The following is a 26,042-nucleotide window of genomic DNA, read 5'->3' as shown; positions in this document are numbered from 1 at the left end:
CGACATGACCACCGACAAGACAACAGCCACCCACGGAGCCGTCCTGAAGGACACCCCGCCCGAGGGCGGCGGGCCCCTGGCCGAACTCCGGGGCGCCGGCAAGTCCTACGGCAACATCCGCGCCCTGCACGGCGTCGACCTCGCCGTCCACTCCGGCCGGGTGACCTGTGTGCTCGGCGACAACGGTGCCGGCAAGTCCACCCTGATCAAGATCATCTCCGGACTGCACCAGCACACCGAGGGAGAGTTCCTGGTCGACGGGGAGCCGGTGCGCTTCACCACCCCCCGCGAGGCCCTCGCCAGGGGCATCGCCGCCGTCTACCAGGACCTGGCGACCGTCCCGCTCATGCCGGTATGGCGCAACTTCTTCCTCGGCTCGGAACTCACCAAGGGCCCCTGGCCGGTCCGCCGCCTGGACATCGCCCGCATGAAGCAGACCGCCGACGAGGAACTGCGCGCCATGGGCATCGTCCTGGACGACCTGGAGCAGCCCATCGGCACCCTCTCCGGCGGCCAGCGCCAGTGCGTGGCCATCGCCCGCGCCGTCCACTTCGGCGCCCGCGTCCTCATCCTCGACGAGCCCACCGCCGCCCTCGGCGTCAAGCAGTCCGGCGTGGTCCTGAAGTACATCGCCGCCGCCCGCGACCGCGGCCTCGGCGTCATCTTCATCACCCACAACCCCCACCACGCCTACATGGTCGGCGACCACTTCAGCGTGCTGCGCCTGGGCACCCTGGAGATGTCCGCCGCACGCAGCGAGGTGAGCCTGGAGGAGCTGACCAACCACATGGCCGGCGGCGCCGAACTCGCCGCCCTCAAGCACGAACTGTCCCAGGTCCGCGGCGTCGACGTCGAGGAACTGCCCGAGGCGGACGACCTCTCCGCACCTCTGCCGGCCACCTCCGAAGGGAACTCCTGACATGGCTCCCGCGCTGGACCGCATCCGCGTCGGCTCGGCCCCCGACTCCTGGGGCGTCTGGTTCCCCGACGACCCCCGGCAGGTGCCCTGGCAGCGCTTCCTCGACGAGGTCGCCGAGGCCGGCTACCCCTGGATCGAACTCGGCCCCTACGGCTATCTGCCCACCGACCCCGCCCGGCTCACCGACGAACTGGCCCGGCGCGAGCTGAAGGTCTCGGCGGGCACGGTCTTCACCGGCCTGCACCGCGGCCCGTCGGTGTGGGAGTCGACGTGGGAGCACGTCGGCCAGGTCGCCGCCCTCACCCAGGCCATGGGCGCGCGTCATCTCGTCGTCATCCCCTCCTTCTGGCGGGACGACAAGACCGCCGAGATCCTGGAGCCGCCCGAGCTGACGGGCGAGCAGTGGGCCCACCTGACCAAGGGCATGGAACGCCTCGGCCACGAGGTCAAGGAGACGTACGGCCTGGACATCGTCGTCCATCCGCACGCCGACACCCACATCGACACCGAGGCGCACGTCGAACGCTTCCTGGACTCCACCGATTCCGACCTGGTCAACCTGTGCCTGGACACCGGGCACTACGCCTACTGCGGCGGCGACAGCGTCAAGCTGATCGAGACCTACGGCGAACGGATCGGCTATCTGCACCTCAAGCAGGTCGACCCGGAGATCCTGGCCGACGTGGTGGCGGGCGGGGTGCCGTTCGGACCGGCGGTCCAGCGCGGCGTGATGTGCGAACCGCCCTCCGGTGTACCGGAGCTGGAGCCGGTGCTGGTGGCCGCGCAGCGCCTCGGCGTCGAGCTGTTCGCGATCGTCGAACAGGACATGTACCCCTGCCCTCCCGACAAACCCCTCCCCATCGCCACCCGTACCCGCCGCTTCCTGAGGTCCTGCGGCGCGTGACCCTCCGGGGCGGAGGCGGACACAGGACCGTCGTCCGCGGCCCCGTCGCCCGTCCTCCGTCGTCCGTCCTCCGTCGTCCCAGGGGGTCCGCGCATCGTCGTGCGAGGCACCGCCCGGCTACAGTCGGGCCGGTACGGCAAGCCGAGCGTCACCGTCCGCACCGGTGGTCCGGGGACGTGGCGGCGGGTACGCCCTCCGACGAGGAGAGCCTCATGAGCACAGCGCGTGACCTGATGATCGTGGCCCTGGGCCTGACACCCAGCCGGCCACTGCGGCGCGGCGACCTCTCGCTCGCGCTGGCCGGGGCCGAGGCGTACGACCTGCTTCGCGCCGAGGCGATCGCCCTGGACGGCGAGCGCATGGTGCCGCGTCCGGTGCCGGACCTCGAGGACCCCCTGCTGGACGAGGCCGCCTCCGCGCTGGTGTACGAGGCCCCGCACGAGTCCCTGGAGGACTGGCTCTGGCGGCGCGGGCGGGACCTGGCGGCGGCGTACCTGACGGCGCTGGAGCGGGAGGGACAGGTCTCGTGGGAGCGGCACCGCTGGCTGCCGTTCCGCGGTGGCCGCGGCGTGCTCGGCGACACCGAGGCACGACGGCGGGCGATGTACCGCTGGGCGGCGGACGAGCCGGTGCTGCTCGCTCTGGCCGTGGCCGTCGGGATCCGCGACGAGCCGGCGCCGGCCGAGCCGGGCGTCACCGACGAGGCGGCCCTCGGCGTGCTCGCCGCCGTGCACGACGCGGTGATGGAGCTGGAGGCCGTGCGCCGGCGGCGCGCCATCGAGGAGGCCGCGTTCGCGAACGTCTGGCGGGGCGCCTAGAAGACGCCCAGGGGTGTCGTCACATTCCCGTCGTCCGCCCGAAGGGCCGGCCCGGCGACGTCCGGAGCCACATGGCGGTCCGGCAACGCCGGTGGGCGTCACCCCGCGCCGTCAAGGCAGTGGGGGAGCGCGTGCCAGGCGTCGCCAGGCAGGCGGGAACGTGACGGCAGGGCCCATGGGGCCGGAGCCCGACAGGCGGTGGGGCAGGGCCGCTCCTATGCTGAGCACGTCGGGTCGGGTGCCGAGGACATCGGGACGAGAGATCCGTGAGAGAGCGGATGCTCCACCCGCGTCATGGCCCCTCCCGCCGGCGTCCGCCGCGGAAGGACGCCCTCCGCAGCCCCGCGCCCGTCCCCGACGACGCGGGTGACGTCTCACGCCCTCGGAGTCGGCCCATGACACTCGCGTGCACCCGAGGACTGCGCCGCGGTGCCGTCACCGCGACCGCCGTGGGGATGCTCGCCGCACCGCTCGCCGGCCCCGCCGCGGGAACCACGGCCGTCGCCTCCTCCGCCCCCGCCTCCGCGGTCTCCGGCGTGCCGGGCACGGTCACCGCCGCCTCGACGGCGGATCCGTCCCCGCCCTCCCCGTCGGCCTCCTCCGGCGTGCGCCCCCTGACCCCCGACGTGGTCCGGCAGGTCGACCAGGCCGTCCGCCGCGTCATGCACCAGGCCGGCGTGCCCGGCGTGATCGTGGGGCTGTGGACGCCCGGCCAGGGCCGGTACGTGAAGTCCTTCGGCGTCGCCGACAAGAGCACCGGCCGCAGGATGTCCGCCGACCTGTACATGCGCATCGGCAGCGAGACCAAGACGTTCACCGTGACCGCCCTGCTGCGCCTCGTCGACCGGCACGAGGTGAGCCTGGACGACCCCATCGGCAAGTACGTCGACGGCGTGCCGGGCGGCGACAAGATCACCCTGCGCGAGCTGGCCGGCATGCGCAGCGGGCTGTTCAACTACTCGGACGACGAGGACTTCTTCAAGGCGCTCACCGCCGACCCGCGGCGCGCCTTCACCCCGCGGCAGCTGCTGGCGTACGCCTTCAGACATCCCGCGCTCTTCCCGCCGGGCCGGAGGTTCGACTACTCCAACACCAACCTGATCCTGCTCGGCCTGGTGATAGAGAAGGTCAGCGGCCGGCCGCTCGCCGACTACATCCGCGCCGCCGTCCTGGAACCGGTCGGCCTCGACCACACCTTCTTCCCGAGCGGCGCCGAGTTCCCGCGGCCGCACGCGCAGGGCTACACGATCCAGACCGCGACCGGGCAGGTGGAGGACGCGGCCGACTGGAACCCGTCCTGGGGCTGGGCGGCCGGAGCGATGATCTCCGACCTCGACGACCTGCGCGTCTGGGCCCGTACCGTGGCCACCGGCATGCTGCCCGACGGCCGCGTCCTGATCAGCCCCGCCACCCAGAAGCAGCGGCTCACCACACCGCCGTCCGCGATCCCCGGCGCCGGCTACGGCCTGGGCATCTTCGACGTCCACGGCTGGCTCGGCCACAACGGCTCCCTGCCCGGCTACGAGTCCCTCTCCGTCTACCTGCCCGCTGCCCGCACCACCCTCGTGGTCCTGCTCAACACCGACATCGACCACAAGGGCAGCGAGCCCAGCACGCTCTTCGGCGAGGCGATCACGAAGATCGTCACGCCGGGGCACGTCTTCGACCTGCCGGCACGGCCCGCCGCCCGGTGAGGCGCGTCAGACGGTGCGGACCTCCTCGATCCGCACCGGGCGGTGCTCGTGCAGCGACAGGGTGCACGCCTCCGCGATCCACCCCGCCTCCAGCGCGTCCGCGACCGTGCACGGCGACGGCACACGCCCGGCCACGACCTCGGTGAACGCGGCGAGTTCGGCCCGGTAGGCGGCGGCGAAGCGGTCCATGAAGAAGTCGTGCGGGGTGCCGGCCGGGAAGGTCACCCCCGGTTCGAGGGACCGCAGCGGCAGCTTGTCGTCCAGGCCCACCGCGACGGAGTCGGCGAAGCCGTGCAGCTCCATGCGTACGTCGTGACCCCGGGCGTTGTGCCGGCTGTTGGAGACCACCGCGATCGTGCCGTCGTCCAGGGTGAGGACCGCCCCGGTGGTGTCCGCGTCGCCCGCCTCCTTGATGTACTGCGCGCCCCGGTTGCCCCCGACGGCGTACACCTCGGTCACCTCCCGGCCGGTCACCCAGCGGATGATGTCGAAGTCGTGCACCGAGCAGTCACGGAAGATGCCCCCGGAGGCGGCGACGTACGCGGCGGGCGGCGGCGCCGGGTCCAGGGTGGTGGACCGTACGGTGTGCAGCTTGCCCAGCTCACCGCGGTGCACGGCGGCGCGGGCGGCCATGAAGCCGGCGTCGAAACGGCGGTTGAAGCCGATCTGCACGGGCACGTCGCCGGCCTCGACGGCCTTGAGCACCTCGACGCCCTCCGCCATGGTGCGCGCCACGGGCTTCTCGCAGAAGACCGGGACGCCGGCCTCGACCGCGGCGCGGATCAGCGCCGGGTGCGCGTCGGTCGCGGCGGCCACCACGACGCCGTCCACCCCGGCGGCCAGGACCGCCTCGGGCGAGGCCGCGACCTCGGCCCCGAACCGTTCCGCGGCGGCCCGGGCGGCCTCCGCCACCGGGTCGGCGACGACGAGCGACTCGACGGCGTCGAGTCCGGACAGGGTCTCGGCGTGGAAGGCGCCGATGCGGCCGAGGCCGAGGATTGCGATGCGCATGACGGGTGCGGCTCCTAGGGTGCGGTGGTGCTGTGCGGTGGTGCGGCGCGGTGGTGCCGGAAGAGACGGCTAGCCGAGGCCGCCGAGGACGTTCTGGTCCCAGTCGATCACCGATCCGGTGACCACTCCGGACCGGTCGGACAGCAGGAAGACGACGAAGTCGGCGATCTCGTCGGGCTGGCCGAGCCTGCCCATCGGCAGCCCCGCCGCGGCCTCCTCCCGCCAGTCGTCGCCGGCGCCGTGGAAGGCGCGCTGGGTGGCGTCCTCGCCCTCGGTGGCGGTCCAGCCGATGTTCACGCCGTTGATCCGGACCCGGTCGAAGCGGTGCGCGTGCGCGGCGTTGCGGGTGAGTCCGACCAGCCCGGCCTTGGCGGCCACGTACGGGGCGAGGAAGGGCTGACCGCCGTGCGCCGAGGACGTGATGATGTTGACGATGGTGCCGGGGGCCTTGCGCGCCACCATGTCGGCCACCGCCGCCTGCATCGCGAAGAACGGTCCCTTCAGATTGACCGCGATGTGCGCGTCGAACAGTTCGGGGGTGGTGTCCAGCAGCGTGCCGCGAGAGGTCAGCCCGGCGGAGTTCACCAGGCAGTCGATCCGGCCGTAGTCGTCGACCACCTCGGCCACGGAGCCCTTGGCCTGCTCCGCGTCCGCGAGATCGGCCTGGACGAACATCGCCCGGCCGCCGGCCGCCGTGAGCTCCGCCACCAGTGCCTCACCCGGCTCCGTGCGCCGCCCCGTCACGGCCACCACGGCGCCCTCGCGCACGGCGGCCCGCGCGATCGCGGCGCCCACGCCCTGGGTGCCGCCGTTGACCAGGACCACCTTGCCGTCGAGAAGTCCCGTGCGTTCCATGAACCCTCCTCAGCTGCTGCGGCGCTCGGCGGCGGCCCGGAGCTCGTCCCGCAGGGCGCCCGGGGTCCACTCCTCCCGCACCGCCCGCCGGACGAGGTCCGCCTGCGAGGGCGGGGCCAGACCCTCGACCGGCGGGTCGCTGTCCAGGTTGGTGGGGAACGGGTAGCCCTCGGCGCTCGCGGCGATCACGTGCTCCAGCCAGTCCTCGCCCACGCCCTCCGCCTTGCGCTTGAGCAGCACCGGGAAGACCGCGTTCACCACCGCCTCCCGGTCCACCGTCTCCATCGCGCGGCCGAAGGCGGAGGAGACCTGGAGCAGGTTGGCCATGCGCCGGATGTCCGGGGACCGGTTCGCCCCGGCGGCGTGGAACAGCGCCGGGTTGAAGAAGACGGCGTCGCCCTTGGCCAGCGGCAGCTGCACGTGGCGCTCCGCGAAGTACGCCTGGAACGCGGGCAGCCGCCAGGCCAGGTAGCCGGGCTCGTACCGCTGCGAGTACGGCAGGAACAATGTCGGACCGGACTCGACCGGCATGTCGCCGTGCGCGACCGCGCCCTGCAGCGTCAGCACGGGGGACAGACGGTGGACGTGCGCGGGGTAGCCGGCGGCGGCCTCGCCGGTGAGGAAGCCGAGGTGGTAGTCGCGGTGCACGGTCTGGGCCGCACCGCCCGGATTGACCACGTTGACCTGGGAGGTGACCTGGTAGCCGGGGCCGAGCCAGGCCCGCGAGACAAGGGCCAGGACGTCGTTGGCGTAGTAGTCGGCGAAGCTCTCCGGGTCGTACCGGGCCGCCTTCTCCAGGGCGTTCCACACCCGGTCGTTGGCGCCCGGCCTGGCGAAGTGGTCCCCGGCGCTCTTGCCCGCTGCGCGCTGCCCGGCGATCAGCGCGTCGAAGACCGCCGTGGTCCGGTCCACCACCGCCGGGTCGGGGAAGGCGCCCCGGACGACCAGGACGCCGGGTCCCTCGTCGAGGGCGTGGACCAGTTCGGCCCGCACGGCGGCCCGGTCCCCGGCCGCGACGAGCCGCTCACGGTCGTAGACGAGGACGCCCTGCTCGACGGCCGAGGCGTGCGGATGGCCCGCGAGGTCGGTGGTGCGCTCGACGAGCGCCCGGAAGGCGTCGAGGTCGCAGTCCCGCTCGGTGAGCCAGGTACGGCGGCGCGGGGCGCCCCGCGGGGAGCCGTGCGGCGAGGGAGAGGACATCGTCGTCCTTTCGGTGACGGGGGCGACGCGGCCCTGTCATTCTTGTCAGTACAAACCCCTCGAACAACCATCAGCGGGCCATCAAAAACCCCTCAGACCGCGCGAGGAGCCGCCCTGTGGGCCATCCCTTCCCGATCCGCGAGATCGCACGTCAGGCCGGGCTCAGCGAGGCCACCGTCGACCGCGTGCTCAACGGCAGGGGAGGAGTGCGCGAGAGCACCGCGCGGGAGGTGCGGCGGGCGATCGCCGACCTGGACCGGCAGCGCACCCAGGTGCGGCTGGTCGGCCGGACGTTCATGGTGGACATCGTGATGCAGGCGCCCGAGCGGTTCACCACCGCCGTCCGGGCCGCCCTGGAGGCCGAACTGCCGTCCCTGCACCCGGCCGTGGTCCGCTCGCGTTTCCACTTCCGTGAGACCGGCCCGGTGCGGGAGCTGGCCGGCACGCTGGACCGGATCGCGCGGCGCGGCTCGCAGGGCGTGATCCTCAAGGCTCCGGACGTCCCCGAGGTCACCGCGGCCGCCGGCCGGCTGACGGCGGCCGGGATCCCGGTCGTCACGCTGGTCACCGATCTGCCCGGCACCGCCCGGCTCGCCTACGTCGGCAGCGACAACCGGGCGGCGGGCGCCACCGCCGCGTACCTGATGGCCCAGTGGCTCGGCGACCGGCCCGGCAATGTGCTCACCTCGCTCAGCAGCGGCTTCTTCCGCAATGAGGAGGAGCGCGAGATGGGTTTCCGCAGCGCCATGCGGGCCGCCCGGCCGCGCCGCACCCTGGTGGAGATCGCCGAGGGCCAGGGCCTGGACGCCACGCAGTACGACCTCGTCCGGGCCGCCCTGGAACGCGACCCGGAGATCCGCGCGGTCTACTCGATCGGCGGCGGGAACATCGCCACCCTGCGGGCGTTCCAGGACCTGGGCCGCGAGTGCGCGGTGTTCATCGCCCACGACCTCGACCAGGACAACACCCGTCTGCTGCGCGAGCACCGCCTGTCCGCCGTGCTCCACCACGATCTGCGCCAGGACATGCGGGAGGCGTGCCGGCTGGTGATGCGCGCCCACGGCGCCCTGCCGCCCGCCGGTCCGGCCCTGCCCTCCGCGATCCAGGTGGTGACCCCGTACAACATGCCGCCGCAGACCCGCCCGGACGGCGGCCACGGGGCGTAGGCGGTCGCGAGGTGGCGAGGGCCGACGGCTCGGGTGATCGTTGAGAAGACCGTCTCCGTACGCCCGGGAAGAGAGCAGCCCATGGCGGACCCCCCGGCGGCCGTCCCCGAGCGGTCCGCGCACGACACCCGCTCCCTTCTGCTCTTCGGCGGGGTCTACGGTGCCGTCGTGGCCTGCGCCATGGTCGCCGCGCTCACCGTGGCCGGGCACAACTCGGCGGCCAGCCGCCGTTACGACTCCGCCTGGCTGCTGGTGACCGCGTTCGCCTCCGCGCTGGCGCACGGCTATGCCCACTACATCGCCGAGCGCGGCCCGCACCGGCGCGGCGAGGCGCTGCGTGCCCTGGCGGCCGAGTGGCCGCTGGTCGCCGCCACGCTGCCCAGCGCGCTGATTTTCGCGGGCGCGGGCTGGGGCTGGTGGCCCGCGGACGGCGTGGAGTACCCGGCGTTCTCCTTCAACATCGCCCTGTTGTTCACCCTGGGCCTGGTCTCGGCCAGGTGGGCGGGGCGCAGATGGCCGATGGCGCTGCTCACCGGGATGGCCGACGCCGTGTTCGGGCTGATCGTGGTCGTGGCCAACGCGCTCATCAAGTGACGTCTTCGTCGGCATCGCGGCCCCGCGCTCGCCCGAACGGTCTTCAGCCGTTTCAGGGCCGGCTGCCCGCGTCGGCGTCCAGACCCGTGCACGCCACCTTCCCGTTCACCTCGGCGCACGCCTCCACCCCGCTCGGTGAGGTGACGGCGAGCATCGGGCTCGTGTCGCCCCGGGTGTCGTCGGCGGAGTACGTGGCCGACAGCACGTCCCGGCCCGTCCGCACGGAGACCTCGCGGGCCACCGCGCCCCGCACCCGCACCTGGGACCAGGCGGTGCCGCAGGAGGGGGACCAGCGCAGCCGGACGGTGTACGCCGCGTCGCTCACGGCGCTCTTGGTCTGCGCGTCCCCGGCGCACGCCGAGGCACCGGGCAACTCGCCCTGGCAGGAACGGCCCTGGCAGCGCTCGGAGACCGGCACGACCCGCGTGCCGGGTGCGGTGCCGCGCGAGGAGGTGGCGAGGGCCGTGGCCACGGCCGCGACGGCGGTCAGCAGGGTCAGTGCCTGGAGCAGGGCGGCCCGCCTCCGGCGCGCACGGAACCGGCCCGCGGACTCGGACTCGGACTGCGAGCCGGACGCCGGCTCGGAGCCCGTGGGCGTGGCGGGTGCGGGTGGTGCCTCTCCTGCCGCCTCCCACAGCGCCAGGGCCGGTGCCGGGTCGGCGCCCGCCAGCCGGGCCAGTGCCTCCACGGCCGAGCGGGGCGGGTGTTTGGCCCCGGTCAGGTAGCGGTGCCAGGCGGACTTGCTGTACGGAGTGCGCGTGGCGAGAGCGGCCAGGCTCAGGCCTGTACGGTCCCTCAACTCGCGCAGGGTCGCCGCCAGCGGCCCGATCGACGGTGCCGCTTCCTGGGCCTGCCGCATCATGCTGCTCCCGACTCGACTTCCGCTATGGGCGTTTCGCCCCCAGTTGTCGGGATGGATTCCCGGGTTCGGGCCACCGCCACACATCCGGGAGGTATGAGGAAGGTGAGCCGGCGGCGACTTCGGCTGCGGCTTCGGCTGTGGCGTGGCGCGGGACACGCCGGGGCCCGTTCCGCCGGCACGCGGTGCGGCGGAGCGGGCCTCGTCCGTCAGGGTGTACGGGGTCGTCGAGGAGACGTCAGCACCAGGGGACGGCGCCGCGGACGCGCAGGTAGCGCGCCGAGACGTAGCCCCGCACATGCGCGAGGCGGTACCACTGGTGGGTGCCGCGCACCCAGGACCCGTACGTCCGGCACTTCAGCGCGACCAGCCGGCCCGTGTGCCGCACGCCGATCACCCGGTACCCGGTGCCGGGGCCGGAGCGGACGTTCAGCGGGAGGCGGTGTGTGGTCACCCGGCCGACGGGGTGGCTCGAACGGTTGTGTGTGGCATGGTGGTTGACGTGGTGCCAGTGTCGTACGTGCCGCGCCGGGGCGGGCAGCAGCGAAGGGAGCAGGTGCCGCTCGGCCACTGCCGCGGCGGGGCGCGCGTCGGGCGCGGCCGGGGCGGCATCGGCGGCCGTGGGCACGAGCGCGAGCATCGCGACCGTGGCCAGCAGGCCGCCGGTGAGGGTCCGTCGGATCATGGAAACCTCCGGGCTGTCGTTCCGGTGACCACATGGCGTGATCACATGCCGCCCAGCGTTTCCGTCGCGGCCGCCGGCGATGCCGTCCCCGTGTCCCTGGGACGGCGGGGACGTCCCAGGGGACCGGTGCTGCGGCCATGCCCCGCGTCGCCTGCGGCGAGCCGGCGAGGAAAGGGTCGCGGCAGTGAACGCCCCAGCAAACTACTTGAGTAAGTCAACGATATGATAGCCTGCGGGCATGCCCGCCCCATCGTCGCCCACCGGACCCGCCATCTCGCCCGAGGTGGCCGAGATCGAGCGCGCCCTGACGCGCATCACCTATCTGAGCACACGGGCCCGGCAGCACGAGCGGCTGATGGGGCTGGCCGGCGTGCCCCTGGACCGCGCCGCCGTGGCGCTGCTGCGCCAGATCGCCGACTCCGAGCCGCTGCGGCCGGGCGAGCTGGCCAACCGCCTGGGCGTGGAGGCCTCCCATGTGACGCGCGCCGTCCAGCAGCTGGAGAAGTCCGGCCATGTGACCCGCGTCCCCGATCCGGACGACCGCCGTGCCCAGCGCATCCGGCTGACCGAGCCGGGCCGGGAGGCCGTCGCCCGCATCCGCGAGGCCGGCGCCCGCGGTATGCAGCTCGCCCTGACCGGCTGGTCCGCCGAAGAGCTCCACCAGTTGGCGACGCTTTTCCATCGCATGGTGGACGACTTCCTCGCGTACGCGAACGACATGGACGCCGCGCAGGACACCACGGACACGGCACGGCGCCGCACCGGCTGAGCGCGCTGCCGTCCCGCCCGACGGGGGCCGACCGCCAGGGGCCGCTCACGTACGGTAGGGTTTACCCGGGCGTTGAGGCGGAGCACCGCACAGGCGCCCGACGGGACGTGGCGCAGCTTGGTAGCGCACTTGACTGGGGGTCAAGGGGTCGCAGGTTCAAATCCTGTCGTCCCGACGGTGTGGAGGGTCTTCGCAAGCGGCAGCCTGTGAGGGCCCTTCTTCCGTGCGGGCCGTTTCCGTCGGCACCGCAGGACGAAGTCACGGACCGCGGCCGCGCACAGTTCGGCTCCTCGATGTGCCCATGTGCCCATGTGTCCGCTGTGCTCCAGCACCAGCAGTTGGGAGTCGGGGAGCAGCTCGTCCAGTTCGTAAGCCCAGCGCGGCCCGCAGATCACGTCGTGCCGGCCGACGACGACCAGAGCCGACGGCTCCAGTTCCTTCAGCGCGGCACGATCGTCGATGGCATCAGGTACGAGGTCCTCGTCCAGGCCGGAGATGTACGTGGCCCGGATCGAGTCACGGAACGGGGCCAGCCGCTCCTCGTCGCCCCCGGAAGTCCGCGAAGTAGGACGGCCGTACGCCCCGCACGACAGCCGAGGCCTGCTCGTCGCCGTCGCCGGACATGTCGGCCATGGCGCCGAACGCGGCCGACACCCCGGGCAGTCCGGGGTGGCCCGCGTGCTTCGCGGCGAACGCCTCCACCGTGCGGCTCGCCTCCGCCGCGTGCTCGGCCCGGTGACGGGCGCCCCTTCGCAGACCACGAGGCCCGCCACCTGCTGAAGGCGGTGCGGGGCGTGACAGGCGGCCACGAACGCGCCGTGCGGATGCCCGAGTCATACATGAGTCACTTGACCGACCGGCCTCACCGACTTCGACGACGAACGCCGTGCGAGGTCCCCCCGGCCGGTCCTCCCGGCGGACCGCCGTCCACCGGAAGGCGACCTGTCCGGGGCAGCCGGCCCCGAGTTGCCCGCGCCTGGCAGGCGTCGTGGGCCAGGAACATTAAGTCATTCGACTGTCGTCCCGGACCTGCGGCTGAACGATGCTGAAACGGTCGCCCGCGTGCCGGTGCCGGGTTGCCGTCGTGCTCGGAGGTAGCAGCCGTGAACCGTACCCCCGTCGTCTTCATCCATGGCGCGTGGCTGCACGCGCTTTCCTGGGAGCCGTGGGCGGAGCGTTTCGCGAGCCGGGGCTTTCTCGCCTTCGCACCGGGCTGGCCGGGGGAGCCGCTCACCGTGGGCGAGATGCGGACGTGGGAGATGCGGAAGGTCTCCGAGAAGCTCGCCGGCATCGGCCTGGACACGCTCACGGACCACTACGCCAAAATCGTGGACTCGTTCGATATCGCGCCGGTGATCGTCGGCCACTCGGTCGGCGGTCTCATCGCGCAGCATCTCATCGGCGCCAATATCGGCCAGGCCGCGGTGGCCATCGCCCCCGCCCCGGTCAGTGACATCGCGCTGCCCGCCCCGCCGGCCGGGCCGTGGATCGCCGACCAGGCCGATGGCACCCATCCGTTGGTGTCCCTGTCCTCGGAGCAGTTCCACCGCTTCTTCGCGAACATGGTCACCGCGGAGGAGTCGGACCGGCTCTTCGATCGCTATGCGGTGCCGACGCCGCGCCGGCTGCTCGCCGACCTCGGATGCGCGGGCTCGGCGCGCAGCCCACGCACCGTGGCGGATGTCGGCAACGCGGATCGCGGCCCCCTCCTGCTGATCTCGGGACAGGAGGATCTGCTGGTGCCCGACGCCGGCACACGCGCGGCGTACAAGCAGTACGGAGACTCCCTGGCCGTGACCGAGCTGAAGCAGTTCGCGGACCGCGCGCACTCACTGATCATCGACAGCGGGTGGAGATTCGTCGCGGACTACGTGCTCGGCTGGCTCGACGAACGCGGTCTCCGGGCCCATCTCACGTAGGCGGACGCAAGCCCGCGGGTCACGCGTTCTGGTCGCCGGGGATCCTGTCCAGCGCGTCGCGCAGGGCGGCGCGGGAGGTGATGCCCAGTTTCGGGAAGACCCGGTACAGGTGTGAACTGACCGTGCGCGGAGACAGGTGCATGCGTTCGCCGATCTCCTTGTTGGTGAGACCGCCGGCCGCGAGGTCGGCGATGCGGCGTTCCTGCCAGGTGAGTTCGGAGAGCGGGGCGCTGGTGCGGGTGGTCAGGCCCGAGACGCGGAGTTCGGCGTGGGCGCGTTCGGCCCAGGTGGCCGCGCCGATGCGTTGGAACGTCCGGGCGGCGAGGGTGAGGCGGTGGCGGGCTGCTTTGCGTCCGTGGGTGTGGCGTTGGCGGATGCCGTGGGCGAGTTGGATGCGGGCGAGTTCGAAGGGGAAGTGGTGGGCGGCGGGGTGGGTTTCGGCCCGGTGGTAGTGGGTGTCGGCCTGGACGGGGTCGGTGGTGGTCATGGCGAGGGCGCCGTGGGTGATGAGGGCGAGGCGGGGGGAGAGGTGGGGAAGGCCGGTCCGTTGGGCGGCGAGGGCGTGTTGGCGGGCTTGTTCGGTACGACCGGTGTGCAGGGCCGCTTCCACGAGGTCGAGGAGGGTGCGGGGGGCTTGGTGTGCGTAGGGGGTGAAGGTGCCCGGGGGCGTGATGCCGATGGCGTGGAGGTAGGCGGCTTCGTAGTCGCCTTCGGCCAGCGCGGCGGTGGTGCCGGTGGCGTCGGTGATCTGGGTGAGGAAGCCGACGCCGCGAGGGCGGGCCCAGGCGTCGACCGTGGCCTGCAACTCCCGCGCCCGCTCGACCTGGCCGCGCAGCGCGGCCACCAGACCCAGCTGTGCCTGTGCGTGAAAGACGAAGAGGGTGTGCTCGTGCGTCGTCGCCAGCTCCAGGCAACGCTGCCCGGTGCGCTCGGCCTCGTCCCATTCACCGACCGAAATCTGGTCCATCATGATCATGTGCATCATGGACATCGCGTTGCTCAGGGCACCCGTCTCGGCCTCGCGGTCGACGGTGCGCTGCAGATGTGGCCGGTACTGGCTGAGCATGTCCACGTGGTAGGCGGCGACGGACAGCTTGGCGACATCCCAGGGTTCGAGGCCGGGGAGAGCGGAGAAGGCGCGTTCCACTCGCTCCCGTGCACCGGCACCGCGGCGCACCACGTCGCCCCACGTGTCCTGATAGATGCGCGAACGTGAGGACACCGCGTCGCCCAGCGAGTCCAGGAGGTCATGAGTCTGCTCCCATCCGTCCGCGTCACCCGCGTACAGATTGATGGCCAGCAGCAGGTCGACCAGGCGGGTGAGTACCTCGTCCCGATCCCGCACGCCCTCGCCGCGCATGCCCTCGATCGTCGCGAAGACCTGGTGCCGTGAGGACCGTACGTCCCCGTCCTCCCGCACGGCGGCGAGGGACGCGACATAGCCCGACACGACCTCCGAGGCCGGGGAGTCGCTGTTACCGGACCCGGTGTCCGAGCGGACCAACTGCCGGGCCTGGTCCAGCTGGCCGGCCTGCACGGCGAGATGTGCCGCGCTGCCCAGCCGCCTGGACCGTTCCTCGCGGCTCTCGCTGAGCTCCGCGGCACGGGTCAGCCAGGCCATGGCCGCCACCGTGCCGCCCCGCCGTGTGGCGGAGTCCGCGGCTGTCTCCAGCGCGGCCGCCACCTGCTCGTCGGGGTCGACCGTCGACGCCGCCAGGTGTCTGGCCCGCCGCTCGACGTCGTCGTGGTGCATCTGGGCCAGGGCCGCGTGCGCCGCGCGCCGCTCGTTGGGGGTGGCCACTTGGACGACCGTCGAGCGCACCAGGGGGTGTCGGAAGACGAAGGCGCCGCTGAGCGGGTCGATGTCCAGTAGACCGCAGGCCGCCGCCTCCTCGGCGTCGCGCAGGCGGTAGCACGTGCTCCGGGTGCGGTCGGCCGCCGTGCCCGATCCGACGCCGTCCAGGGCACCGCGCAGCAGTTCGGCACGCACTGGCGCCGGGAGAGACTTGATGCGCGCGCCGTACACCTGCTGCAGGCGCAGGGGCAGCGGTATGCCGGTGTACCCGAACAGTTCCTCGGGAGTGCGTCCCGACCGGCCGCCGCGCACGTGGGGCGGCAGTTCCAGCAGTGCCAACGGATTGCCCTGGGCCTCGTCCAGCACCAGACGGCGGGTCCAGGCATCGAGCTCGGGATGGTGCGCGTCCAGGAGGTGTTCGGAGGCCTTCTCCGACAGCGCGGCCACCGCCAGTTCGGGCAGCGCAGCCGTGTCGAAGCCGGAGGAGACCTCGGAGCGCAGGCCGACGACGAGCTTCACCGAGCTGCCGGTCAGCCGACGCCCCACGAAACCGCACACCTCGGTACTGGAGGTGTCGAGCCACTGGCCGTCGTCGAGCACCAGCAGGAGGGGCTGCTGCGAGGCCGCCAGGGCGAGCAGGTCGAGGACGGCGATCCCGAGCGTCATGACCGAGGGAGGACTGCCCTCGCCCGTGCCGAAGACGACGTCGAAGACCCCCCGATGTGCGGCGTCCAGCCGGTCCATGGAGGTGAGCAGCGGATACAGGAACTGATGCAGACCGGCGAACGGCAGTTCCGACTCGGCCTCGACGCCGGCCGCCCTGATCACCCGGTGGTTCTCGGCCGTCGCGAGTTCGACGACGTGGTCCAGCAGGGCACTCTTGCCCACCCCCGCGTCACCGCGCAGGACGAGCGCCCGGCCCTCGGGAGCTGCCACGAACGCCGACAGCACCTCCCGTTCGCCGTCACGTCCGACCAAGGCCCCGACCACTGACTCCACCGTCCCCCACTCCCTCTCCCGATGAACCAGCCGGCCCGAACGCGCGCGCGTTCGGGCGCAGGGCGCCAAACACATGTGTGAGGGTACGTCTTCGTCCCTCCCTGCCGTGCGAACGCAGGTACCCCGCACACCCGCACCGCGCGCAGAGCTGACGGCACGCCCTCGCACCTACGGCCCTCGCAAACACCTGAAGGGAAGGGAGCTGTTTCCGAGGGCCGTAGGTGTCTCAGCGCGCTCCGAGGCCGTTCAGCAGGGTGTCGACGACCACGTCCGCGGCCTGCCCGGGGCTCAACTCGGGCAGCTGCCGCGACACCAGGTGCATGAGCTGCGGCAGCAGTGCGCCGGCCCACCCGTCCGGGAGACCAAGGCGCAGGAGGCCCTCGTCGGTGGCGCGCCGCAGGAAGGCGTCGACCTCATGCACAGACGCGTCGCGGCGTGCGTGGACGCTGTCGTCGGCGAGCATGCGGGCGAGGTCGACGGGCCAGGTGCGGTTGACGGCGATGATGTTCTCGACGTAGCGGTGCAGGGCGACGGCGACAGGTGCTTCGCGCAGACGTGCGTCTTCGATGGCCTGCTCGATGGCCGTCAGGCGCGATTCGTAGATGGCCGCGAGGAGGTCTTCGCGGGAGGCGAAGCGCCGGTAGACGGTGCGCCGGTCGACACCTGCCGCGGCGGCGATGCTCGCGATGCTGGCGCTCGGGTCGGCGGCGAGCATACGTGCCCCGGTGGTCAGGACGGCTTCCAGATTACGTGCTGCGTCGGCTCTCACCGGCCCGAGTCTAGTGCCGAATGTGATGCCTGAGACATCTACCGCCTCACATGTGTAGAAGCTCGGTACCTAAGTGCTACAGTCAAGTGACAGATAAGGCGACTCCGGCACCCACAGATTCCACCTTCAGAAAGGCACCTTCCATGTCGAAGGCATCCGAGTCCTCATCACCCAGGGCAGGCGGTGTGGCCGCCGCCATGAGTGCGCTGATCCTGGCGGTCCTGCTCGCGGCCCTGGACCAGACGATCGTGTCCACCGCTCTGCCCCGCATGGCGCAGGACCTGAACGGGTTCGACGACATCGCGTGGGTCAGCGCCGCATACCTGCTCGCCTCGACGGCGGTCACCCCGCTGTGGGGCAAGCTCGGCGACATGTTCGGCCGCAAGCGCCTGTACCTGGCCTCGACCTCGATCTTCCTGATCGCCTCGGTGGTTTGCGGCCTGGCGCAGAACCTGCCCGAGCTGATCGGCGCCCGTGTGCTCCAGGGCGTCGGAGGCGGTGGCATGATCGTGCTGACCTTCGCCCTCGTCGGCGACATCGTCGCCCCGAGCGGACGCGGCCGCTACCAGGGCATGTTCGGATCGGTCTACGGCGTCGCCAGCATCGTCGGCCCCCTGCTGGGCGGCGTCTTCACCGACCAGCTGTCGTGGCGGTGGGCGTTCCTGGTCAACCTGCCCGTCGGTATCGTCGCCATGACCATCGCCGCCTGGGCGCTGCCTGCGGCCACCCGGGGCGCCAAGGCTCGCATCGACTATGCCGGCGCCACTCTCCTGGCCGCCATCGCCACCGGTCTGGTGCTCGTCACCTCCTTCGGTGAGCGGTGGGGCTGGGGCTCGCCCGCCATCGTCGGTCTGATCGTCGCCACCGTCGCACTGGCGCTGCTGCTGGTGCCCGTGGAGCGCCGCGCCGCCGCCCCGGTCCTGCCGCCGGTCATGCTCGCCTCCCGGACCGTGGTCTTCTCCTCGCTGATCGGCTTCTTCGCCAACGCGGCGATGTTCGCCGTACTGGTCTACCTGCCGACCTACCTGCAGATCGTCCACGGCGTCTCGGCCACCCTCTCCGGCATCCACATGCTGCCCCTGGTCGCCGGTCTGGTCATCAGCCAGTCCCTGGCCGGACGCTGGGCCGCACACGTCGAGCGGCTGCGGACGATCCTGCTGGCCGGTCTTCTCGCCAACCTCGCCGGGCTGCTTCTGCTGGGCACCATCGGCGCGGCCACCGACACCCTCGTCCTGAGCGTCTACTTCCTGATCACCGGCGTCGGCATCGGCATGATCCCGATGGTCGTACTGACCACCGTCCAGAACAGCGTGCCCGCCACCGATCTCGGTGCCGCAAGCGCCGTGGTCACCTTCGCCCGCTCCATCGGGGCGGCCTTCGGAGTCGCCGTCTTCGGCGCCCTCCTCAGCACCGGCTTCGCCGAGCGCACCCACGGTCTGCCGACCGCCGACGGCTTCGACGCGGCCCGCCCCGACACCATCGGCCGACTGCCCGCCGCCCTGCGCGACACCGTTCTGGACGCCTTCGCTCGGGCCACGGCCACTGGCTACCTCTGGATCGCCCCCACCCTCGCGGTCGGCATCCTCCTCGCACTCCTCCTCGGGCCGGCCCGCAAGAGCGGTGCGGCAGGCCGCAAGAGCGAGGGGGCGACGCCCACCCTCGGGTCCGCGGTCGCCGACGCCAAGGACTCCGTCCCCGCCGCCTGACCCACCGGACTCCACGCCCTCGACCGGCCGACGCCCTCACCGGGTGCCGGCCGGCGGGCGAGCGAGGGATGCGGCGGAGGAACCCGGCGAGGATCTCCGGCGTCCCCTCCGGCTCTCACATCTGCCCTGCCCGGGACATGGCAGCCCACGGCCGCTATGCGGTCCTGCCCCTCGTCGGGTCAGGCCCCGCCGGCTCCGTCCTCCAGGAGGTGAGGATGCACAGGGCGTCGTGGGAAGGGCTGCCGGGGTCGGCGGTCAGGACCATCACGCGTTGACCGGAGCCGTCGGACGCGGCCCAAGTGTCGCAGTCAAGGGTGAGGTCGCCGACCAGCTGATGGTGGTAGCGCTTGGTGCCGTAACTGGCGCTGCTGACGCGGTGTTCGGCCCACCAGGTGCGGAAGTCGGTGTCCTGGACGGTCAGTTCGCCGACGAGACGGGCGAGGTCCGGATCGTCGGTGTCGGACGCGGCCTCCATGCGCAGCGCGGCGACCGCGTTCCGGGCATCATGCGCCCACTCCCGGTGCCTGCCGCGGATCGCGGGGTCGGTGAACATCAGGCGCAGATAGTTGCGCCGGCCCGCCGGGACGGCGGCGAAGTCGGTGTACAGGGCCGTGGCGGCGGCGTTCCAGGCGAGGATGTCCAGGCGTTCCCCGAGAACGAGGGCAGGGGCGTGGGGGAGCTGGTCGAGCAGGCGGCGCATGGCGGGACGTACCCGCTGGGCGGGGCGGCGACGGCGCGGACGTGCGTCGGAGCGGCCGGCGAGTTCGCACAGGTAGCGCTGCTGGTCCTCGTCCAGGCGCAGGGCACGGGCCAGGGTGGTGAGGACGGGAGCGGAGGCGCGGACGCGGCCCTGTTCGAGGCGGGTGTAGTAGTCCACGCTGATCGCGGCGAGCCGTGCGACCTCCTCACGACGCAGTCCCGCGACCCGGCGGGCCGAGTGCGGCTCCGGGAGTCCGCATGCGCGCGGGTCCAACTGCGCCCGACGGGCTCTGAGGAACGCGCCGAGCGCACTGGGATCGGAGGGCGAGGTCATGGTGTCCGATCTCCTCCATGTCGCACACGTGACCCGCGGCAGGTACGTGTGACGTGTGACGGTGTGCGGGAAGGCCGGGCGGCGGGCTCTCTTGTCCCACCGCCCTTCGAGGCGAGTCAGCGGACGGTGGCGTGGGCGGCCCGCTCGCCTACGCGCCACTCGTGCCACGTTCATGTGCATGTAGCAAATAAAAGTGCTACATTAAAGTGACATTTATAGGATCGACGACACTGCACGGGAGAACACGCGTGATCACCTACGACCGGCTCTTCATCGGAGGCTCCTGGGTCGAGCCGAGCAACCCGCAGCTACTGGACATCGCCTCGCCACACGACCGGTCGGTGGTCGGCCGCGCCGCGCAGGCCCGGCCGACGGACATCGACCGCGCGGTCGCCGCGGCGCGGGCGTCCTTCGAGGCGGGCGAGTGGCGCCTGACCCCGCCGGCGGAGCGGATCGCGGTCCTGCGGCGGTTCAACGCCCTTCGCGAGCAGAACGCGGAGAAGATCGCGCGTCTGATCTCGCTGGAGAACGGCTCGGCCGGATGGTTCACCCGGGCCGGCCAGCCCGGCCTGACCCGACAGGCGAACGCCTACCTGAAGGCGGCGGAGGAGTTCGCCTGGGAAGAGCGGCTCGTCCCCTCCGACCCGGCATCCCCGGTGCGTAGCGTGGTGCGCCGCGAGGCGGTCGGCGTCGTCGCCGCCGTGATCCCCTGGAACTCGCCCTTCTCCTCGGCCACGTCGAAGATCATCCCGTCCCTGGTCGCCGGTAACTCCGTAGTTCTGAAGGTGTCCCCGGAGAACTCGCTGAGCATGGGCTTCCTGGCCGAGCTGCTGGAGCGGGTGGGACTGCCCGAGGGCGTGATCAGCGTCCTGCCCGCGGACCGCGAGACCAGCGAGTACCTCGTCTCGCACAGGGACGTCGACAAGATCGCCTTCACCGGCTCGACGCGCGCGGGCCGCCGCATCGCCTCGATCGCGGGTGAGCAACTCAAGCGGGTCAGCCTGGAACTGGGCGGCAAGTCCGCCGCCATCATCCTTGCCGACGCCGACATCGAGAAGGCCGTCGCGGGCCTGAAGTTCTCCTCCCTGCTCAACAATGGCGAGTCGTGCATCGCGCAGACCCGGATCCTGGCCCCGCGCAGCCGGTACGAGGAGGTCGTGGCCGCCCTGGAGGACCTGGTCGGATCGCTGAAGGTCGGCGACCCGAACGACCCCGACACCTTCATCGGCCCGATGATCCGCCCCGACCAGCAGGAGCGGGTGCGCGACTACATCCAGCTCGGCATCGACGAGGGCGCCCGCCTGGTCACCGGCGGACCGCACATCCCGAAGGGGCTGGAGAAGGGCAACTACGTCACGCCCACCGTCTTCGCCGACGTCGACAACTCCATGCGTATCGCTCAGGAGGAGATCTTCGGCCCGGTCCTGGTGGTCATCGCCTACGACGACGAGGACGATGCCGTCCGCATCGCCAACGACTCGGAATACGGCCTCTCCGGCGGCGTCTGGTCGTCCGACGAGGAACACGCCCTGGCCGTCGCCCGCCGCGTCCGCACCGGCACCGTCACCGTCAACGGCGCCTCCGTCGCCTTCGACGGCCCGTTCGGCGGCTTCAAGGCCAGCGGCATCGGCCGTGAGTACGGCGCGGTCGGGCTCGGCACCTACACCGAATACAAGACGATCACCGTCTGACCGTCGTACGAGACAGGACACCAGGTGATCCGGCGCCGCCCTCAGCTGCTCCAACAGCCGCACCACCCGGCGGAAATCACGAAGCCGCGACGGGAGACGCCCCGTCAGCCCCTGCCGTCGTCGACGGTTCTCCTCCAAGCCGGACGTAGCCTGTGCCGCGTACCGCGACCGGAGCGAGGCGGCTGATCGGCTGGTCACGACCGTTCACTCCCTCGACATGGATGATGTTGCGCTTGGCACCAACGTCGAGCGCACTCGCACGGGTCCCCGTCGGTTCACACATGCCGCCACATGTGCGTCGGTCGTACGGGCCGTGCCCAGCGCACCTACGCTCGCGGTTCGGGGCCGGGCTCGACGCCCGGTTCCCCGGCGCGCGCCCGGTCAGGACGGCGTCGGCGGCACGGACGAGGTGTTCGTCGTCGCCGCGGCGGGAGCCGACTTCGTGAGGGCGCGGTGCGCTGCTGCGGCCTTGATCCTGTTGCCGCAGGACTCCATGCCGCACCCTGACGCCGCATGCCCCGGGAGCGGTCGATGCGGACCCGGGTGCACTCGAGATGGCCGCACTCCTTCAGCAGGGGCATGTCCGGGCCGCTGAGCAGCTCCACCGCCTCCCGCACGACCGCCGACGCTTGCTCGGGCGTCGCCTCGGTGAGCCGCCCGGTCAGGGTGAGCTGGGGCGTCACGGGGGCCTTGCGTGCGGCGGCGTCGACCAGGTCGAGCGCCTTCTGGTCGGACCCCTCACCGAGGCGACGGTCGGTCACGAGCCGGCAGACGGCCTCGCGGACCGCCATCGCCTCCTGGACGTCGTCCTCCCGGCCCGGAGTGACCGTGTCCACCAGCCCGGACTCCAGGTACCAGGCGTTCAACGGCTCCGGCGTCACGAACATCTGGAACCGGGTCGAGCGCCGGGCGCGGAGGGTGGCCGCCAAGCCGAGGGCCGGGCCGGGTGACAGGAACGTCACGGTTCCAGGCGGTGTTCGCGGCCCTGCCACCGTCGGCGCAGCCACCGGTCGTGGCTGGCCACGACGACCGCGCCGGGGCCGGGCCCCAGCGCGGCCTCCAGTTCGTCGCACAGGGCGGGGGAGAGGTGGTTGGTGGGCTCGTCGAGCAGGAGGAGGTGCGGTGGCCGGGCCACCAGGAGGGCCAGGGCCAGTCGCCTGCGTTGCCCCACCGACAGCTGCCCGACGGGCTTGTCCAGGTCCGCCTCGTGCAGCAGGCCGAGCGAATCCAGGGGCACCTTTTCCGCCTGCTGCACGCCAAGCGCCAGCTCGTAGGTGTCCCGGACCGTGCGGTCGTACCGCTCGAACACGGTGTCCTGGGTGAGCAGGCCCACCGTCAGCCGGCGCCGCCGGACCACCTCGCCCTCGGCCGGCAGACGTCCGGCGAGTACTGCGAGCAGCGTCGACTTGCCCGCCCCGTTGCCGCCCGTGACCAGCAGCCGGTCGGTCGGCGACACCTCCAGGCCGTCCAGTGCGAGTCGGCCGGGCACTCGCACCTTGCTCAGTGACACGAGCGGTTGCGGGCCCTCCTGACCGCGCGCGGCCGGCGCTCCGGCCGCGAACCGCAGCGGGCGGGGCGGCTCGGCGACCCGGGTGCGCTCCAGCTCCTCCAGCCTCCGGGTGGCGTTGCGGACCCGGCGGGAGATCTGGCTCTGCACCCGGCCCGCCCGGTGGCCGTAGCCCATCTTCTCGTTGTCGGTGCGGCCCCGGTCCGGCGCGACCCGGTGCGCGGTCACGCCCGCGGACTCCCGCAGCGCCTCCAGTTCCTCCTGCTCCTCGGCGTACCGCCGCTCCCAGCGCTCGCGTTGGGCGCGCTTTTCCGCGAGGTAGGCGCTGTAGCAGCCGCCGTAGCGGACCGGGCCGTCCACCGCCGGGTCGAGGTCGATCAGGTCGGTGCAGACGGCGTCGAGGAACGCCCGGTCGTGGCTGGCGACGACGACCGTGCCGGGCAGGCCGCGGATCTGCTCCTCCAGGAAGGCGGCGGCGCCGTCGTCGAGGTGGTTGGTCGGCTCGTCGAGGAGCAGAGCCGACGGGCGGCGTACGAGGAGGGCGGCCAGGGCGAGCCGGCCGCGCCGGCCGCCGGAGAGCGAGCCGAGGGTGCGGTCGTGGCCGAACGCGGCCAGGCCCAGGCCGTCCAGGACCAGGGCGGCCCGGCGGTCGGCGTCCCAGGACTCCCGGTGCTGGGCCTGTTCCAGGCGCCTGCCGTATGCGTCGAGGAGGTCAGGGTCTTCCGGGGTCCGGGCCAGCTCTTCGCCGAGCCGGTCCAGTTCGGTGAGGTCCTCGCGGGCCTCGCGCAGCGCCTCGTCCAGCACCGCGGCGATCGTGGCCTCGGCGTCGTACGGCATCTCCTGGTGGAGGAAGCCCAGGTCGGCAGGGCGGGTGACGCTGCCCGCGTCGGGTTCGTCGACACCCGCGAGGACGCGCAGCAGGGTGGACTTGCCGACGCCGTTCTCCCCGATCAGGCCGATGCGGTGGCCGGGGGAGACGGTCAGGGAGATGCCGTCGAGGACGCGGCGGCCGCCCAGGTTGCGGACGAGGTCGTGGGCGATCAGTGCGGACACAGGTATCCCCTCACGGGTGAGCGGTGGGCGGCCCGCCGGGCGCGCGGCGCCTCGGACGCGGGCCATGGCACACGTCACCGGCTCACATCTCGTGCGCCCCTGTTTCCTTGAGCGTGCCGTCGGCCAGCCGCAGCCGGCGGTTCACACCGATCTCGGCGAGGAACCGTTCGTCGTGGCTGACCACCATGAAGGCGCCCCGGTAGGAGTTGAGCGCGCTCTCCAGCTGGCCCGCGCTGACCAGGTCGAGGTTGTTGGTGGGCTCGTCGAGCAGCAGCAGGTGCGGGGCCGGTTCGGCGCACAGGACGCAGGCCAGCGTGGCGCGCAGGCGTTCGCCACCGGACAGGACGCCGACCGGGAGGTGGGCGCGGGCGCCCCGGAAGAGGAAGCGGGCGAGCAGGTTCATGCGCTCCGCCTCGGGCCGCTCCGGGGCGAACTCGGCGAAGTTCTGGGCGACCGTGCGGTCCAGGTCAAGCAGGTCCAGGCGCTGGGAGAGGTAGGCGATCCGGCCGTCGTTGCGCTTGATCTCGCCGCTGTCCGGGGCGAGATCACCGGTGACCAGCCGCATCAGGGTGGTCTTTCCGGCGCCGTTGGGGCCGATGAGGGCGATGCGCTCGGGGCCGCGGACGGTCAGGTCGACGCCGCCAGGGGCGAACACGTCACGGTCGCCGAGGCGGACCTGCATGCCTTCGCCGAGGAAGAGGTTGCGGCCTGCGGGCACCTGGGTGTCGGGCAGTTCCAGGGTGAGGCGCTGCTCGTCGCGCAGGGCGCGTCCGGCTTCGTCGAGGCGGGCCTTGGCCTCGCTGACCCGGGAGGCGTGCATGGTGCCGGACTTGCCCGCGGCCTCCTGGGCGCCGCGCTTCATGTTGCCGGCGAAGATCTTGGGCAGACCGGCGTTCTTGAGGTTCTTGGAGGCGTTGCTCATCCGGCGCTCGGCGCGTTCGCGGGCCTGCTGCATCTCGCGCTTCTCGCGCTTGAGCTCCTGCTCGGCGTTGCGGACGTTCTTCTCGGCGACCTCCTGCTCGGCGCGCACGGCCTCCTCGTACTCGGTGAAGTTGCCGCCGTACAGGCGCAGTTCATCGCTGCCGAGTTCGGCGATGCGTTCCACGCGGTCGAGCAGGGCGCGGTCGTGGCTGACCAGGAGCAGGGTGCCGTTGAAGTCCTCCAGGACGTCGTAGAGCTTGTGACGGGCCTGGAGGTCGAGGTTGTTGGTGGGCTCGTCGAGGAGGAGGACGTCGGGGCGCTTGAGGAGCTGCGCGGCGAGGCCGAGGGAGACGACCTGGCCGCCGCTGAGCGTGCTCAGGCTGCGGTCCAGCGTGAGGTCGGCCAGGCCCAGGCGGTCGAGCTGGGCGCGGGTGCGCTCCTCGATGTCCCAGTCGTCGCCGATGGTGGTGAAGTGTTCCTCGGCGACGTCCCCGGACTCCACGGCGTCCAGGGCACGGATCACCGCGGCGACGCCGAGCACCTCGGCGACCGTGAGACCGTCGGTCAGGGGGAGGCTCTGCGGGAGGTGGCCGAGCGTGCCGCCGACGGACACCGAGCCGGTGGCGGGCTTGAGTTCACCGGCGATCAGCTTGAGCAGGGTGGACTTGCCGGAGCCGTTGGGGGCGACGAGGCCGGTGCGGCCGCTGGTCACGGTGAAGGACAGGTCCCGGAAGACAGGTGTGTCGTCGGGCCAGGCGAAGGAGACGTTCGAGCAGACGATCGCGGCGTCGGACATGGAGGCGACCTCGAAGGAACGAGGGCAGAGCTCTGGACCTCTGCCCTGGCAGACGTGGGAAAAGGGGTACGACGAAGACGGGCCACCTCGGCAGCGCTCCTGAGCGCCGGCCGGGGGCCGTCAGATCCGGATCTCACCCGGAGATGTCGTCTTCACCCACCACGTCTGTGACTCCTCGATCAACGGCCAACGTCGGTCCCCAGCCTAACAGCCGTGTCCCACTCGGACCGATGGTGTGGTTCTTCGAGGACCCCGAGGCGCGGCTGGGGATGCGCACCGGGTATGTCAGCCGGTCGTGGGCGGAGCGGTGTCACGCGCGGTGGCTGGGCGAGGAGCGCAAGAGTGACGGGCCGGCCGACCGTCGAATGACCTAACACGC

General features: G+C 72.2%; 22 protein-coding genes, 1 tRNA gene and 2 pseudogenes. 12 read left to right on the top strand and 13 right to left on the bottom strand.

Translation table 11 applies throughout. The annotated features are described in order from the left end of the window. Positions 1–4: 4 nt before the first annotated feature. The 4 genes from R2S09_RS27695 (at position 5) to R2S09_RS27680 (ending at position 4,335) form a co-directional block, all read left to right on the top strand. Positions 5–919, top strand: a complete 915-nt coding sequence (locus tag R2S09_RS27695) for an ATP-binding cassette domain-containing protein (RefSeq protein WP_316743948.1) — start codon at positions 5–7, stop codon at positions 917–919. 1 nt (position 920) lies between these two features. Further along, positions 921–1,823 carry a sugar phosphate isomerase/epimerase gene (locus R2S09_RS27690; RefSeq protein ID WP_316743946.1) on the top strand — a complete coding sequence of 301 codons (903 nt, stop codon included), beginning with the start codon at positions 921–923 and terminating at the stop codon, positions 1,821–1,823. 212 nt (positions 1,824–2,035) lie between these two features. Beyond that, the gene (locus R2S09_RS27685) at positions 2,036–2,641 is read left to right on the top strand and encodes a GPP34 family phosphoprotein (RefSeq protein WP_316743945.1); all 606 of its coding nucleotides are present in this window, start codon (positions 2,036–2,038) and stop codon (positions 2,639–2,641) included. A 395-nt stretch (positions 2,642–3,036) separates the two neighbouring features. Further along, positions 3,037–4,335: a serine hydrolase domain-containing protein gene (locus R2S09_RS27680; protein ID WP_316743943.1), complete on the top strand. Its 1,299-nt coding sequence runs from the start codon at positions 3,037–3,039 to the stop codon at positions 4,333–4,335. 6 nt (positions 4,336–4,341) lie between these two features. Here R2S09_RS27680 and R2S09_RS27675 read toward each other — a convergent pair whose 3' ends face one another. The 3 genes from R2S09_RS27675 to R2S09_RS27665 all read right to left on the bottom strand — a co-directional run bounded on the left by R2S09_RS27675 (position 4,342) and on the right by R2S09_RS27665 (position 7,401). Beyond that, positions 4,342–5,346, bottom strand: a complete 1,005-nt coding sequence (locus R2S09_RS27675) for a Gfo/Idh/MocA family oxidoreductase (RefSeq protein ID WP_306188963.1) — start codon at positions 5,344–5,346, stop codon at positions 4,342–4,344. 69 nt (positions 5,347–5,415) lie between these two features. Beyond that, positions 5,416–6,201, bottom strand: coding sequence for an SDR family oxidoreductase (locus R2S09_RS27670; protein ID WP_306188961.1), 786 nt, complete (start codon positions 6,199–6,201; stop codon positions 5,416–5,418). 9 nt (positions 6,202–6,210) lie between these two features. Beyond that, positions 6,211–7,401 (bottom strand): phytanoyl-CoA dioxygenase family protein, encoded by a 1,191-nt coding sequence (locus tag R2S09_RS27665; RefSeq protein WP_316743940.1) that lies wholly within the window; start codon positions 7,399–7,401, stop codon positions 6,211–6,213. 116 nt (positions 7,402–7,517) lie between these two features. Between R2S09_RS27665 and R2S09_RS27660 the strand changes: the two genes are divergently transcribed. Both R2S09_RS27660 and R2S09_RS27655 read left to right on the top strand, forming a co-directional pair. Then, positions 7,518–8,567, top strand: coding sequence for a LacI family DNA-binding transcriptional regulator (locus R2S09_RS27660; RefSeq protein ID WP_316743938.1), 1,050 nt, complete (start codon positions 7,518–7,520; stop codon positions 8,565–8,567). Between the two features lie 81 nt (positions 8,568–8,648). After that, positions 8,649–9,161 (top strand): hypothetical protein, encoded by a 513-nt coding sequence (locus R2S09_RS27655; RefSeq protein WP_316743936.1) that lies wholly within the window; start codon positions 8,649–8,651, stop codon positions 9,159–9,161. 52 nt (positions 9,162–9,213) lie between these two features. Here R2S09_RS27655 and R2S09_RS27650 read toward each other — a convergent pair whose 3' ends face one another. After that, positions 9,214–10,023, bottom strand: coding sequence for a DUF2690 domain-containing protein (locus R2S09_RS27650; RefSeq protein ID WP_316743934.1), 810 nt, complete (start codon positions 10,021–10,023; stop codon positions 9,214–9,216). Between the two features lie 235 nt (positions 10,024–10,258). Continuing rightward, entirely contained in the window at positions 10,259–10,705 is a 447-nt protein-coding gene (locus tag R2S09_RS27645) for an SH3 domain-containing protein (RefSeq protein ID WP_316743933.1), read from the bottom strand. 238 nt (positions 10,706–10,943) lie between these two features. On the opposite strand from R2S09_RS27645, the gene R2S09_RS27640 reads away from it, so the two are divergent. Beyond that, positions 10,944–11,474 (top strand): MarR family transcriptional regulator, encoded by a 531-nt coding sequence (locus R2S09_RS27640; RefSeq protein WP_316743932.1) that lies wholly within the window; start codon positions 10,944–10,946, stop codon positions 11,472–11,474. A gap of 101 nt (positions 11,475–11,575) precedes the next feature. After that, positions 11,576–11,649, top strand: a tRNA-Pro gene (locus R2S09_RS27635). Here R2S09_RS27635 and R2S09_RS27630 read toward each other — a convergent pair. Both R2S09_RS27630 and R2S09_RS27625 read right to left on the bottom strand, forming a co-directional pair. Beyond that, entirely contained in the window at positions 11,615–11,893 is a 279-nt protein-coding gene (locus R2S09_RS27630; protein WP_399144805.1) for an alpha/beta fold hydrolase, read from the bottom strand. The two genes, R2S09_RS27635 and R2S09_RS27630, sit on opposite strands and share 35 nt — an antisense overlap. 97 nt (positions 11,894–11,990) lie before the next feature. Then, a complete protein-coding gene (locus R2S09_RS27625) occupies positions 11,991–12,176 on the bottom strand; it encodes a hypothetical protein (protein ID WP_316743929.1) in 186 nt (61 codons plus the stop codon). Positions 12,177–12,577: 401 nt separating this feature from the next. Here R2S09_RS27625 and R2S09_RS27620 point away from each other — a divergent pair, with 401 nt between their 5' ends. Beyond that, positions 12,578–13,393: an alpha/beta hydrolase gene (locus R2S09_RS27620; RefSeq protein WP_316743927.1), complete on the top strand. Its 816-nt coding sequence runs from the start codon at positions 12,578–12,580 to the stop codon at positions 13,391–13,393. A gap of 19 nt (positions 13,394–13,412) precedes the next feature. Here R2S09_RS27620 and R2S09_RS27615 read toward each other — a convergent pair whose 3' ends face one another. Continuing rightward, the gene (locus R2S09_RS27615) at positions 13,413–16,187 is read right to left on the bottom strand and encodes an AAA family ATPase (protein ID WP_316743925.1); all 2,775 of its coding nucleotides are present in this window, start codon (positions 16,185–16,187) and stop codon (positions 13,413–13,415) included. 226 nt (positions 16,188–16,413) lie between these two features. Beyond that, the gene (locus R2S09_RS27610; RefSeq protein ID WP_306189054.1) at positions 16,414–16,902 is read right to left on the bottom strand and encodes a TetR/AcrR family transcriptional regulator; all 489 of its coding nucleotides are present in this window, start codon (positions 16,900–16,902) and stop codon (positions 16,414–16,416) included. A 197-nt stretch (positions 16,903–17,099) separates the two neighbouring features. Between R2S09_RS27610 and R2S09_RS27605 the strand changes: the two genes are divergently transcribed. After that, complete coding sequence (locus R2S09_RS27605) at positions 17,100–18,662, top strand: MDR family MFS transporter (protein WP_316743923.1); 1,563 nt, start codon at positions 17,100–17,102, stop codon at positions 18,660–18,662. Positions 18,663–18,816: 154 nt separating this feature from the next. Here R2S09_RS27605 and R2S09_RS27600 read toward each other — a convergent pair whose 3' ends face one another. Continuing rightward, on the bottom strand, positions 18,817–19,695 hold the full coding sequence (locus R2S09_RS27600) for a helix-turn-helix domain-containing protein (RefSeq protein ID WP_306188938.1): 879 nt from the start codon (positions 19,693–19,695) through the stop codon (positions 18,817–18,819). A 248-nt stretch (positions 19,696–19,943) separates the two neighbouring features. Here R2S09_RS27600 and R2S09_RS27595 point away from each other — a divergent pair, with 248 nt between their 5' ends. Further along, complete coding sequence (locus tag R2S09_RS27595; RefSeq protein ID WP_316743921.1) at positions 19,944–21,386, top strand: aldehyde dehydrogenase; 1,443 nt, start codon at positions 19,944–19,946, stop codon at positions 21,384–21,386. A 381-nt stretch (positions 21,387–21,767) separates the two neighbouring features. Here R2S09_RS27595 and R2S09_RS27590 read toward each other — a convergent pair. The 3 genes and pseudogenes from R2S09_RS27590 to abc-f form a co-directional block, all read right to left on the bottom strand. Next, positions 21,768–22,273, bottom strand: a pseudogene (locus R2S09_RS27590) (CGNR zinc finger domain-containing protein). Positions 22,274–22,344: 71 nt separating this feature from the next. After that, positions 22,345–23,952 (bottom strand): ABC-F family ATP-binding cassette domain-containing protein, encoded by a 1,608-nt coding sequence (locus tag R2S09_RS27585; protein ID WP_316743971.1) that lies wholly within the window; start codon positions 23,950–23,952, stop codon positions 22,345–22,347. Positions 23,953–24,028: 76 nt separating this feature from the next. After that, entirely contained in the window at positions 24,029–25,663 is a 1,635-nt protein-coding gene (gene abc-f / locus R2S09_RS27580; RefSeq protein ID WP_316743920.1) for a ribosomal protection-like ABC-F family protein, read from the bottom strand. Between the two features lie 230 nt (positions 25,664–25,893). Between abc-f and R2S09_RS27575 the strand changes: the two are divergent. After that, a pseudogene (locus R2S09_RS27575) lies at positions 25,894–26,037 on the top strand (formate dehydrogenase); the annotation flags it as partial. Positions 26,038–26,042: the final 5 nt, after the last annotated feature.

Origin of the sequence: Streptomyces sp. MK7 (genome assembly GCF_032658145.1) — a bacterium.
GTDB classification, from domain to species: Bacteria; Actinomycetota; Actinomycetes; order Streptomycetales; family Streptomycetaceae; genus Streptomyces; species Streptomyces spiralis.
This window is presented reverse-complemented; position numbering and strand designations above follow the sequence as displayed.

What these genes read in the sequence shown, in the direction of transcription:
- R2S09_RS27680 (WP_316743943.1), top strand. Translation starts at nt 3,037, where the DNA reads ATGACACTCGCGTGCACCCGAGGACTGCGCCGCGGTGCCGTCACCGCG.
- R2S09_RS27695 (WP_316743948.1), top strand. Translation starts at nt 5, where the DNA reads ATGACCACCGACAAGACAACAGCCACCCACGGAGCCGTCCTGAAGGAC.
- R2S09_RS27645 (WP_316743933.1), bottom strand. Translation starts at nt 10,705, where the DNA reads ATGATCCGACGGACCCTCACCGGCGGCCTGCTGGCCACGGTCGCGATG.
- R2S09_RS27600 (WP_306188938.1), bottom strand. Translation starts at nt 19,695, where the DNA reads ATGACCTCGCCCTCCGATCCCAGTGCGCTCGGCGCGTTCCTCAGAGCC.
- R2S09_RS27605 (WP_316743923.1), top strand. Translation starts at nt 17,100, where the DNA reads ATGTCGAAGGCATCCGAGTCCTCATCACCCAGGGCAGGCGGTGTGGCC.
- R2S09_RS27640 (WP_316743932.1), top strand. Translation starts at nt 10,944, where the DNA reads ATGCCCGCCCCATCGTCGCCCACCGGACCCGCCATCTCGCCCGAGGTG.
- abc-f (WP_316743920.1), bottom strand. Translation starts at nt 25,663, where the DNA reads ATGTCCGACGCCGCGATCGTCTGCTCGAACGTCTCCTTCGCCTGGCCC.
- R2S09_RS27610 (WP_306189054.1), bottom strand. Translation starts at nt 16,902, where the DNA reads ATGCTCGCCGCCGACCCGAGCGCCAGCATCGCGAGCATCGCCGCCGCG.
- R2S09_RS27655 (WP_316743936.1), top strand. Translation starts at nt 8,649, where the DNA reads ATGGCGGACCCCCCGGCGGCCGTCCCCGAGCGGTCCGCGCACGACACC.
- R2S09_RS27650 (WP_316743934.1), bottom strand. Translation starts at nt 10,023, where the DNA reads ATGATGCGGCAGGCCCAGGAAGCGGCACCGTCGATCGGGCCGCTGGCG.
- R2S09_RS27665 (WP_316743940.1), bottom strand. Translation starts at nt 7,401, where the DNA reads ATGTCCTCTCCCTCGCCGCACGGCTCCCCGCGGGGCGCCCCGCGCCGC.
- R2S09_RS27690 (WP_316743946.1), top strand. Translation starts at nt 921, where the DNA reads ATGGCTCCCGCGCTGGACCGCATCCGCGTCGGCTCGGCCCCCGACTCC.
- R2S09_RS27675 (WP_306188963.1), bottom strand. Translation starts at nt 5,346, where the DNA reads ATGCGCATCGCAATCCTCGGCCTCGGCCGCATCGGCGCCTTCCACGCC.
- R2S09_RS27685 (WP_316743945.1), top strand. Translation starts at nt 2,036, where the DNA reads ATGAGCACAGCGCGTGACCTGATGATCGTGGCCCTGGGCCTGACACCC.
- R2S09_RS27670 (WP_306188961.1), bottom strand. Translation starts at nt 6,201, where the DNA reads ATGGAACGCACGGGACTTCTCGACGGCAAGGTGGTCCTGGTCAACGGC.